The sequence below is a fragment of the Mailhella sp. genome (genome assembly GCF_057866825.1).
Window position 1 is genome coordinate 1 of the sequence record NZ_DBMAHT010000069.1, and the last position, 10393, is coordinate 10393.

The 10393-nt window shown below is 64.5% G+C and carries 7 protein-coding genes; 5 read left to right on the plus strand and 2 right to left on the minus strand.

From position 1 onward, the window contains the following. The first annotated feature begins 98 nt into the window (after positions 1–98). Positions 99–380: a hypothetical protein gene (locus ACZM96_RS07310; protein ID WP_489488220.1), complete on the plus strand. Its 282-nt coding sequence runs from the start codon at positions 99–101 to the stop codon at positions 378–380. Between the two features lie 647 nt (positions 381–1027). Here ACZM96_RS07310 and ACZM96_RS07315 read toward each other — a convergent pair. Together ACZM96_RS07315 and pyk are read right to left on the minus strand one after the other, a co-directional pair. Beyond that, positions 1028–3799, minus strand: coding sequence for a dynamin family protein (locus ACZM96_RS07315; protein ID WP_489488221.1), 2772 nt, complete (start codon positions 3797–3799; stop codon positions 1028–1030). 603 nt (positions 3800–4402) lie between these two features. Beyond that, on the minus strand, positions 4403–5824 hold the full coding sequence (gene pyk, locus ACZM96_RS07320; RefSeq protein ID WP_489488223.1) for a pyruvate kinase: 1422 nt from the start codon (positions 5822–5824) through the stop codon (positions 4403–4405). A gap of 420 nt (positions 5825–6244) precedes the next feature. Here pyk and ACZM96_RS07325 point away from each other — a divergent pair, with 420 nt between their 5' ends. From ACZM96_RS07325 to ACZM96_RS07340, 4 genes are read left to right on the plus strand one after another with little or no spacing between them, the layout of a single operon-like run. Then, complete coding sequence (locus tag ACZM96_RS07325; RefSeq protein ID WP_489488225.1) at positions 6245–6736, plus strand: division/cell wall cluster transcriptional repressor MraZ; 492 nt, start codon at positions 6245–6247, stop codon at positions 6734–6736. Positions 6737–6751: 15 nt separating this feature from the next. Beyond that, positions 6752–7780 (plus strand): 16S rRNA (cytosine(1402)-N(4))-methyltransferase RsmH, encoded by a 1029-nt coding sequence (gene rsmH / locus ACZM96_RS07330; RefSeq protein ID WP_489488227.1) that lies wholly within the window; start codon positions 6752–6754, stop codon positions 7778–7780. After that, entirely contained in the window at positions 7777–8082 is a 306-nt protein-coding gene (locus ACZM96_RS07335) for a hypothetical protein (protein WP_294489006.1), read from the plus strand. Before rsmH ends, ACZM96_RS07335 begins: the two co-directional genes overlap by 4 nt. A 3-nt stretch (positions 8083–8085) precedes the next feature. Continuing rightward, positions 8086–10263: a penicillin-binding protein gene (locus ACZM96_RS07340; RefSeq protein WP_489488229.1), complete on the plus strand. Its 2178-nt coding sequence runs from the start codon at positions 8086–8088 to the stop codon at positions 10261–10263. Positions 10264–10393 lie beyond the last annotated feature (130 nt).

Here is a 10393-nt window from a genome sequence, read left to right on the forward strand (position 1 = left end):
GCCGGGGGCTTTTCCCCGGCCTTTCCGGGCTCCGGCCCTTCCTTCAGCCTTCCGCGGGCCGCCCGGATCACGCGCCGCCCGCGCCTTGCGAGGATCTCATGAAACATGCCGCTCTTCTTTCGTGTCTCGCCCTGCTGCTCGCTTCGTGCAGCACCAGCACCACCAGCAGCGTCGTCTCCTACGATGCCCAGGGGCGGGAAGTTTCCAGCACGACCACCAGCCAGACCACCAATGACACCGCCGTCAAGGCCCGTGAGCTGGGCCGCGAAGTGAAGGAAGACGTCATTTCCGGCTACGAGTGGACCAGAGACAAAACCATTGAAGGCTATCACTGGGTGAAGGAAAAAGCCCAGTCCCGCGAAAGCGCGCCGAAAAAGTAACGCAGCCGGAGAAACACGGCAGCATTTCCGCTGCGCTCCGCGTTTGCAGCCCTGCCGGAAAACGGTTTCAGCGGCACGGGCAGCGCCTGCCCGCACGAAACCTCCGCTTCCGCCTGCGCTGCACGCCGCAAGCTTCCGACTCCCGCGAGGCTCCCGCGAAACGCGCCAAGGGCGCAAGACGTCATGAATTTCAGCAGAGGCCCGTCCTTTTTTCAGGACGCGGCCTCTTTTTTCGTGCGAACGCCGACGCCTGCGCCCCGTCAAACTCCGCGTTTTCCCTGGCGGAACCTGACGTTTCGCGGCATCCGAACCGCTTCCCCCGCGAAAAAAACTCCGTTTTTCGCGCATCGCGGCCCGTCAAGCGAAGGACAACACAACACAGCGCAGGAGGGCCGCCATCGAGCCCCGCGCGGCGGCCTTCAACATGTCGCCGCGGGAAAACATGCCGCCTCCGCCGCGGCTGCCGCCTGCCTCCTGCCCGCGTCCTCACGGTGTCCGCCGGGGCCGCAGAAAGAAGAGCCGCTTTTACCGCGCCCTCCGCTTCCCGTCATCGTGCCCCGTCAAGCGGCAGACAGGTTGACGCGGTCATGGCTCTTGACGCCGTCCGCGCTTCGAGCACAGCTCGGGCAAGGGCCGAAATTCGGCCCCTAATTTCCGGGCGATTCCAGCGCCGTTTCCAGCTGCGCGGCAAGGCGAAGCGTTTCCTGGGCGCGCGATTCCACGCCGGAACGGATTTTCCTCAGCACGCCGAGATAGGCGGAAAGCGCCGAACTTTCTTCGGCCAGCACCGCAAGTGCGGGCACGAAACCTTCGCTCACGGCCTTGCCGTAGGCGGAGGTCAGCTCTTCAAGATTCTGGGAAAGCAGCTCGTTGAGCCGGGCGCGCTGACTCTTCACCCAGCGGCGCACGACCTCTTCCTTGCGCTCCATGAAAATGCGGCGGCAGCGCGAAGGGTTGCCGAACTTCATGAGCGTCCACACCACGCTTCCCACCACGGCCACGGGCAGCACGGCCCACCAGCCCATGTTTCCGAGCACGATGCCCAGCCCCAGACCTCCGCCTCGCCGGATGGCCAGGCCCACGGCCACAAGTCCCACCTTCTTCATGATGGAATTCGCGTTCACCAGCCAGCGTTCGCGACTGAACGGCACGTCCGCCATGGATTGCAGATCCACGTCGTCCACGGCCACGGCGTCGAGGCAGAGCACAGAAATTTCCCGCATCCGTTCGCCGAACTGACGCAGTTTTTCGTTCCAGTCCTTCTGCACGTCGCGGCGTCCGGCAAGAAGCTCTTCCAGCGATTCGCGCGCGATCCGCGGCACTTCCTCCTCGTCGAAGCGCTTCCAGTTCTTCGCCCGGAACATGCCGGTATAGCCGAGCGAGTCGGCGTGTCTGTTCGCCGCGTCCATGATGCGCAGCACAATGGTTTCCTGCCAGCTGTCGAGCGCGCGTTCCTGCTCCTTGCGCCAGGCCTCCACGTCCACGGATGCCGCGCTCACCACGGACCACGCCTGACTCGAACAGCTCTTCATGACCTCGTCAAGCCGGGCGACGTGCGCGGAGAGAAGCTGCTCGTGCCGCGCGTCGGGCAGGCGGCCCAGCTCGCGCGACAGAAAACGTTCCGCGCCCTCGCGCGAGGCACGGACGATCTCCCGGCCCCGGCTCCGTATGCGGGCCTCGTGCTCCTCTCGACCGGCGTTTTTCTCCGAGGCCGCCTTTTCCACCAGCGCACAGAGCTTCTGAAAGCCCGCGCCTCCGCTGCGCCGCGGTCCGGCACAGCGCTGTTCCATGGCCTCTCGGGCGTTCAGTTCCAGAAGATCCAGCACGCGCATGCCGCAGGCGGACGCCGTGTTCATGAGAAGACGCGCCCTTTCCATGGCCTCGCCGCGGCTCTCTTTTTCGTTCAGCCTGTCCGCGCCGGTCACCACGCCGATCACCGCCGCCGCGCGCCCGGAACGCGCAAGCTGACGCAAAAGCTCCTGCTCCGACGACGATTCCGGCCTGCGCGCGTCCATGACGAAGAGCAGGCAGTCCGCGGCAAGGCATTCCTCAAACGCCAGGTAATTCTGTACCGGATCCGTGGCGTTCAGGCCCGGCGTGTCCACCAGCACGAGGCCGTGCTTGAGAATGTCGGCAGGCAGTTCCGCCTCCACGCGCGCGGCAAAAAGACTTCCCTTTTCCGAGGCGGAAAGAAAATCCCGCAGGCGCTCCGGCGAGTCCAGAATCTCATCTTCCCTCGGCGGCAGCTTGCGGCTCAGCACTTCCAGCCGCTCGCACAGCTCGCCCCGGCCTTCCTCGCCGCGGCAGCACTCCACAAGACGCGCGCACTCGTCGCCCGTGAGAAAGCGCACGCGGCCGCCGAATTGTCTGCCCCATGAAAAACGCGCCACGGCCGCCGTTTCCGGCACGGATTCGCGCACCGGAGAATACTCGCCGCCGAGCAGCGCGTTCACGAGCGAACTCTTGCCCCGCTTTCCTTCGCCCACCACCACCAGCGTGAAGGGCTGCTCCGCCATGAGTCGCCGAAAATCGCCGACCTCGCGGGCAAGCTCCACGTCTCCGACATCGAGCGCGGCCCGCTCCAGGCATTCCGCCCCGGCCGCCGCCCTCTCAAAGCCGGACGCCACCGACATGTCCCGCAACGACGGCGAAAACAGGGAAAACAGCCGCTGCCGACGCAAATCGCGCAGGTAGCGCGCCGCCACGTCGTACTGATCCGCGGCGGTATTCGCCACGTCGCTGCACACCGCGCCCGCCCCGGAAAGCATGGACGAGAGCGCCGCCATCTGACGCCGCAGCACCGGAGACAGCCGCCCGCCGGACTCCGGCCGACGCTGCGCCACCCCGCCCTGCATGACGACGCCCCGCGTGTCCTCTTCCGTTTCGGAGCCGAACACGCTTTCCCATTCCGCCACGCCCGGCAGCAGACGCACGGTGCGTCCCAGCCGCTCCATGACGCGACGACGGCCCGCCGCATCTTCCGAAAGCGCGCGGCACACCACGGCGGCGTAGGCAGGCGAAAGTTCCCGCACCGCTTCGGCGTAGGCTTCGGCCTTGTCCGGCGAAAGCGACGCCAGATCCTCGGAAAGACGGCGATCCGCCTCAAACTGCTCCGGCGACAGCGGATCCTGAAGCAGCGCCGCATGAAAATGCGTCTGCAGCACGAAGAAACGATGTTCCGCCTCGCTTCCGGCCGCGCCGTCAGCCTGAGCCTGCGGCGCAAACACCTCTTCCAGCGCGTCGGACGCCCGACGCCACGCATCCGGCGAGAGGCGTCCGCCCTCCTGCGCCGCCGAGGCGAGAAGCACCACCAGCCTGTCTTCGGCCGAAAGCGCCGGCGCAGAGGCGTCGGGAAGCGGCGGCATGATGTCCGAAGCCGTCACGGTTCTGTCCGAAACGACAGCAGTCTTTTTTTCCATAGGGGTCCGCCTTCAGCAGGGTTCGTCCCTTTCGGGAGCGTCTTCATGATGCAAGCAGTCCCGCTGCGGCGGGCTGCATGTTCCGCGCGGCGGGCCGGGCCCGGGCGCTGCAGAGCGAAACGGGCCTGTTGCGCACTGCAATTTCAGGCCGCACGCGGGCTGTTCATCTTTTGTTGTAGCACAGCACAACGGAATGTCACAACCACAAACATGCCCCTCCCTTCGGAGGAAGGCTGCGCATGCGCCGCACCGCAGTTCCCGGGCTGCGCGAACGGTCGCGCCGAGGCGCCTGTCGCAGAGCCGGGCACGCCATCAGGCGCCCGGGCAGCGGAGCCGTCGCCCCGGGCGGGCCGCCTCTTGCAACCTGCCTCCCGCACTTTCCGTTTCTTCCGGCATACCCTCGTTTTCTTACCGCAACATTACGGCATCCGTCCCGCGGTCATCAAAAAAATCAGTTCCGCCCCGAGCGCCGGGCAAAAAAAAACGCCCCTTGCGGGGCGCGTCCTTTGTGTGCGCGCAGGCCGGCAATCCGGCGCTGCGGCGCGAAAGGCGCCGGAGGGAAACATTTCCCTCCGGCAGAACCCGGGGCAGGCCCCGAAGTTCCTACTTGTGATAGATCTTCACCAGGTTGGTGCGGCGCTTCTGCTCGCCGGGAGCGTATTCGCCGGCGGTGATGACCACGTCCTGACCCATGGGGAACTTGCTGCTCGTGGCAATGAAGTTCTGCACGCGGCGCAGATGAGAAATGCTGCTGTCGCTCACGGGAATGAAGTAGGGCTGCACGCCCCAGACGAAGTTGAGCGCGTGTTCCACCACGGAGTTGGAGGTCAGCGCGTAGATGGTCTGTCCGGGACGGCATTCGGCCAGCATGCGGGCCGCGCCGCCGGTCACGGAATGGGCCACGATGGCGCAGGCGTTTTCGGTCTTGGCGAGCAGGCAGGCGGTGTAGGCCAGGAAGCGGGAAGTGTCGGTCTCGTCCTTGGGAGGTTCGAGTCTGCGGGTGGCGAGCAGATACTTTTCCGCCTCGTCGGTGATCTTGCGCATGTAGCGCACGGCCTCGATGGGATAGCTGCCCGCGGCGGTTTCGTCGGAGAGCATGACGCAGTCGGCGCCGTCAAGCACGGCGTTGGCCACGTCGGTCACTTCCGCGCGGGTGGGCACGGGCGTGTTCACCATGGAAAGCAGCATCTGCGTGGCCACGATGACGGGCTTGCCCGCACGGTTGCAGGTGTGAATGATGTGCTTCTGCAGCGCCGGAAGTTCGGGCATGGGGCATTCCACGCCGAGGTCGCCGCGGGCCACCATGACGATGTCGGTCGCGGCCACGATGGCGTCGAGGTTCTCCACGGCGGCGTTCTGACGTTCCAGCTTGGCGACCACGGGAATGTCGTCGCGGCCGTAGGAATGCAGCAGAGCCTTTATCTGATGCACGTCCTCCACGGTCTGCACGAAGGAAATGGCCACGGCGTCCACGCCGAGTTCCATGCCGAGGGCCAGCTTTTCGCGGTCCTGATCGGTGATGGCGGGCAGAGCCAGCGACTTGCCGGGCAGCGCGAGGCCCTTGCGGGAAGAAATGGCGCCGCCTTCCTGAGCCACCATGATGAAGCGCTCGTCCTCCACCTTTTCCTCAATGCAGAAGCGCAGGCCGCCGTCGGCCAGCACCAGGGTGTCGCCGGGAACAAGGGCGGAAAGAATGCGCGGATGATCGAAGGGAATGAAGGGCAGCTCTTCCTTTTCCTTGCGTTCGCGGCCGAGAATGAGCTTGTCGCCGCGGTGCAGTTCGATGCGGCCTTCGGGAAGAATGCCGATGCGGATCTTGGGTCCGGGCAGATCCTGCATGATGGTCAGCGGACGGCCGCATTCCTTTTCGATTTCGCGGATGTTGGAAACCACGCCGCGGAAGAAATCGGGATCGCCGTGGGAGAAGTTGAGGCGGAATACGGAAACGCCCGCGTCGGCCAGCTGGGCGAGCTTTTCACGATCGCAGCTGGCGGGGCCGATGGTGGCAACAATTTTGGTACGCATAAAAATTCCTTTCCTTAAAAAGAGAAGCACGGATGACGGACTCAGCCTGCGGAGGATGAAAAACCCGCTTTTCCTCCTCGCGCCCGTCGCTGTGCGGGCATTCTGCCTCTTTTTTTAAAAAAAGTCGAGAGTATCCGCCGCGCGATTTTCTCCTTGCCCTCTCTCCCCGAATCGAGACGAAAATGCGCCTCCGGCTCCGTGCATCGCCCCCCCTCTTTGCGAGCTCCGCAATTGCCCTTTTCCCCCGTTTTCCGCCTCCGAAAAAAGGCCGCCGGTGAACCATGACAAGCAGAAAAATTGTAACACTTTCGATTATTCACATGATTTTCACAGGTTGTCACATTCCTTCCCGCTTTCGGCCTTGACAGTTTCCGTTTTATGGGCAAATAGTGGGAAAAAGTGGCAGAAAGTGGAACAGGCATGGTTTTCAGAGGCAGATACCCGCGCAGTCTCGACCCGAAAGGCCGTCTGACGCTTCCGCCGGAATTCCGCGACGCCCTCACTTCTCAGGGAGCGGGCGGCGCGGCAGCCGATGGGGCTTCTTCGTCCGCGCCCGGCGCATCCTTCGTTCTCACCACCTACGACGGATGCCTCGTGGCCTTTTCGTGGAACGACTGGGTGGAGCTGGAAGAAAAATTCATGCGCATTCCCAACCCTTCCCCGAAGGTGCGCGCCTTCCGCCGTCTCGTGATAGGCGGCGCGGAAACGCACACCCCCGACGCCCACGGCCGCATTCTGCTTTCTCCCGACCACCGCGCCTACGCCGGTCTGGACAGGGAAGCCACAGTTCTCGGTCTCGTGGACCGCTTTGAAATCTGGAACCCCGCCGCCCTGCGCGCCTCCATGTCCTCGGAAAACCTGGAAGGCGTTACCGAGGAACTCGCCGCAAGCGGCATTGATTTTTCCCTTTAGCCCGCAGTCTCCGCCATGATTCGTCATACGCCGCAACACCCCGCCGTCACCGCCGAAAACGCCCGGCACGTCTCCGTGCTTCTCAATGAAGTGCTCGACGCGCTTGCGCCTCGCCCGGGCGGCCGCTATCTCGACGGCACGCTCGGTCTGGCCGGACACTCCTCGGCGCTCATGGAACGCGCCGAAGGCAAGGCCATGCTCTGCGGGCTCGACAGGGATCCGCAGGCGCTCGAACGCGCCGCGCAGCGCCTTGCCCCCTACGGCGAGAACTGCCGGCTCTTTTCGCTGGAATACGCCTCCTTTGCCGACGCCCTCGACGCCCTCGGCTGGGACACCGTGGACGGCGCGCTGCTCGACATCGGCGTGTCCTCGCTGCAGCTCGACGTGGCCGACCGCGGCTTCTCCCTGCACGACGACGCTCCCCTCGACATGCGCATGGACATGGGCAGTCTTTCCTCTGCGGGAAGAGAGCCCTGGATGCAGTCGGCGCGCACCGTGGTGAACATGGCGGACGTGAACACCCTGCGGCACCTTATTGAAACCTATGGAGAAGATCCGCAGGCGCCGCGCATTGCGCGGGCCATCGTGGAGGCGCGGCAGAAAGCGCCCATCGAAACCACGGGGCAGCTTGCGGACATCGTGCGGCGCGCCTATCCCGCCAAGTGGCGGGCCGAAGCGCGCAATCATCCGGCCACGCGCACCTTTCAGGCGATCCGCATGGTCGTCAACGACGAACTCGGACAGCTCGAACGTTTCCTCGACGCCATTCTTCCCCGCCTCTCCGTGGGCGGCAGACTGGCCATCATCACCTTCCACTCGCTGGAAGACCGCATCGTGAAGCAGCGGTTCCGGCAGTGGAGCACCGACTGCCTCTGCCCGCCGCATCTGCCGCGCTGCGTGTGCGGTCATCACGCAGAGGTTGCGCTCCTCACGAAGAAACCCATCGTCCCGGGGAGGGACGAACTTCTCATAAACCCGAGATCCGGCAGCGCCAAACTCCGCGTCGTGGAAAAGCTGCCGCCGTTCAAGAAGGAGCTGTCATGAATTCGCACACCGCTACGCTCGGTTCCGGAGGCTGGTTCCTCATGTTGATTGTCTCCATCCTGTTCAGCCTGATCATGGGCGTCGCCCTCACCTGGCTGAGCATCGACAGGAGCGACACCGCCTACACCATTCAGAAAATGCAGCGTCAGACCGAATCGGCCCGCGCCCACGTGGCCAAGCTGGAAGTCGAACGCGACAGCCTGCTCTCCCCCTACGTTCTCGGAAAAACCGCCGAACAGCTCGGCATGAGCATGGCCGATCCCGGCCAGATCCGCCGCCTCAAACCTTCCAGCCAAGACTAGCGAATGCGCCCGAACAGCTCCTCTTCGTCTTCCCGCATGTCGTCGGGAAAACGCCGCATCAATCGCCGCATCATCCAGAGTCAGCCCTCCGCCTCCCAAGGCAAAGGGCTGTTCTCGCGCTTGCGCGCGCGCTGGCACTGGCTGCTCGGGCAACGTTTTCACTACGCCGCCGCCCTCTTCGTGGTCTGCTGGGTGCTGCTGTGGTTCCGCGCCTTCGAGGTGCAGGTGCTGCTCGGCCCCGTGTACAGCGACATGGCCGAGCGTCAGCACACCTACACCGAGGTCATTGAAGGCGCGCGCGGCAGCATTCTCGACAGAAACGGACGCGTGCTCGCCCGCAGCGTGGCCTGCCAGTCGGTGTACGCCAATCCGCGCATCATGGAAGACATCAACGATGCGGCGAAGCGCCTCGCTCCGCTTCTGCACCGGAGCGAAGCCGATCTCGCCTCCGTGTTCCGCAAGAACAAGGCCTTCATCTGGCTGGAGCGGAAGGTGGACGACGCCACCGCCACCGCCATTCAGAAGGAAGGCATTCCGGGCATCGGCCTCTCGCGCGAATTTGAACGCGTGTACCCCTACCGTCACCTTGCCGGACAGCTTCTCGGCTTCGTTGGCGTGGACAGCCACGGCCTTGAAGGCGTGGAGCTCGCCTACGACGACAGACTCCGCGGCACCAGCGTGAAGAGCCGCGTCTCCCGCAACGCCGCCGAACAGATTCTCAACAACGAACGCGACGACGCCGCCGAACAGCGCGGCGAAGACATCACCCTCACCCTCGACGTGCAGGTGCAGTTCATCGCCGAAGACGTGCTCGCCGACGCCGTGCGCTCCTCCGGCGCTCGCTGGGGCGGCGTGCTCGTTTCCGAAGTGGCCACCGGCGAAATTCTCGCCTGGGCGCAGTATCCGTTCTTCAATCCCAACAACTACCGCGAGGCGAGTTCCTCCATCTACAGAAACCGCCTCGCCGGCGACAGCCTCGAACCCGGCTCCACCTTCAAGCCCATTCTCATGGCCGCCGCCCTCGAAGAAAAGCTCGTCACCCCGAACACCAAAATCTTCTGCGAAAACGGCGTGTGGCGCACCCGCTACGCCCCCATCCGCGACGATACCCACGCCTACGGCGAACTTACCGCCACGGAAATCATTTCCCGTTCGAGCAACATCGGCATGGCCAAAATCGGCCTCATGCTCGGCGCGCAGAAGTTCCATTCCTACCTCGACCGGCTCGGATTCGGCCAGCGCACCGGCATCGGCATTCACGAAAGCCGCGGCATCCTGCGCGCCCCGAGAGACTGGAGCGAGCTCGACCTCATGTCCACCTCCTTCGGTCAGAGCCTTTCCGTCACCGGCATCCAGATGCTTCAGGCCTACACCATCCTTGCCGACGGCGGCGAATTCCGGCCCCTGAGCCTCGTCATGGACGAACCCGGTCAGAACACCACCTCCGCCGCGGGTCAGCGCATCTTTTCCAAAAGAACCACCCGCACCGTGCTCAAAATGATGGAGGAAACCGTGGACGGCAACGGCACCGGCACGAGGGCCCGCATTCCCGGCGTGCGCGTGGCCGGCAAGACCGGCACCGCCCAGAAGGCCGATCACTCCGGCAAGGGCTACAGCCGCAAGCGTCTCGCCTCCTTCGGCGGCATCGTGCCTGCCGACGATCCGCGCTACGTCATCTACGTCATGCTCGACGAGCCCACCACCACGGGCTACGGCGGCGCCATCGCCGCGCCCGTGTTCCAGAAGGTGGCCTCCCGCACTCTGGCCTACAACGGCTATCTGCCCGACGTCACCTTCGCCCTGGCCGAAAAGGAGCAGGAAAGAAAGCTCACTCCCGCCCAGCTCGCCCAGCGCAAGAAAGACGCCATCTACCTCGCAAACCTCGCCAAGTACCGCGCCGAAAAGGCCAAAAAGGAGCGCGAACGCGCCCAGAAAATGGCCGGCAAGGCCTCGGCGTCCGGGGTCAACGTCATGCCCAATCTGCGGGGGCTCACCCTCCGCAAAACCATAGAAACCTGCGTGGCGCGCGGCATTGTTCCCACCATGGAAGGCAACGGAACCTTCGTGCTCCGTCAGAGTCCTCCGCCGGGAACGCGCATCACCGACGACAGCACCTGTACCGTCTGGCTCACAGACACTCCGCCCCTTTCCGAAGCGAAGACACCCCCTTCAAAGGAGTAAGCCCATGCGCGTAACCTCTGCCCAGCTCTGCGACGAGCTTCGTAAACAACTCCGCACCATTCAGACCGATTCCCGTCTCGTCGCCGAAGGCGATGTCTTTGTGGCCCTTCCCCCCGCCGTTCCCGGGGAA

Excerpts from the sequence above, each read along its gene's own strand:
- pyk (WP_489488223.1), bottom strand. The coding sequence starts at position 5,824 with ATGCGTACCAAAATTGTTGCCACCATCGGCCCCGCCAGCTGCGATCGT.
- ACZM96_RS07315 (WP_489488221.1), bottom strand. The coding sequence starts at position 3,799 with ATGGAAAAAAAGACTGCTGTCGTTTCGGACAGAACCGTGACGGCTTCG.
- ACZM96_RS07310 (WP_489488220.1), top strand. The coding sequence starts at position 99 with ATGAAACATGCCGCTCTTCTTTCGTGTCTCGCCCTGCTGCTCGCTTCG.
- rsmH (WP_489488227.1), top strand. The coding sequence starts at position 6,752 with ATGATTCGTCATACGCCGCAACACCCCGCCGTCACCGCCGAAAACGCC.
- ACZM96_RS07335 (WP_294489006.1), top strand. The coding sequence starts at position 7,777 with ATGAATTCGCACACCGCTACGCTCGGTTCCGGAGGCTGGTTCCTCATG.
- ACZM96_RS07340 (WP_489488229.1), top strand. The coding sequence starts at position 8,086 with ATGCGCCCGAACAGCTCCTCTTCGTCTTCCCGCATGTCGTCGGGAAAA.
- ACZM96_RS07325 (WP_489488225.1), top strand. The coding sequence starts at position 6,245 with ATGGTTTTCAGAGGCAGATACCCGCGCAGTCTCGACCCGAAAGGCCGT.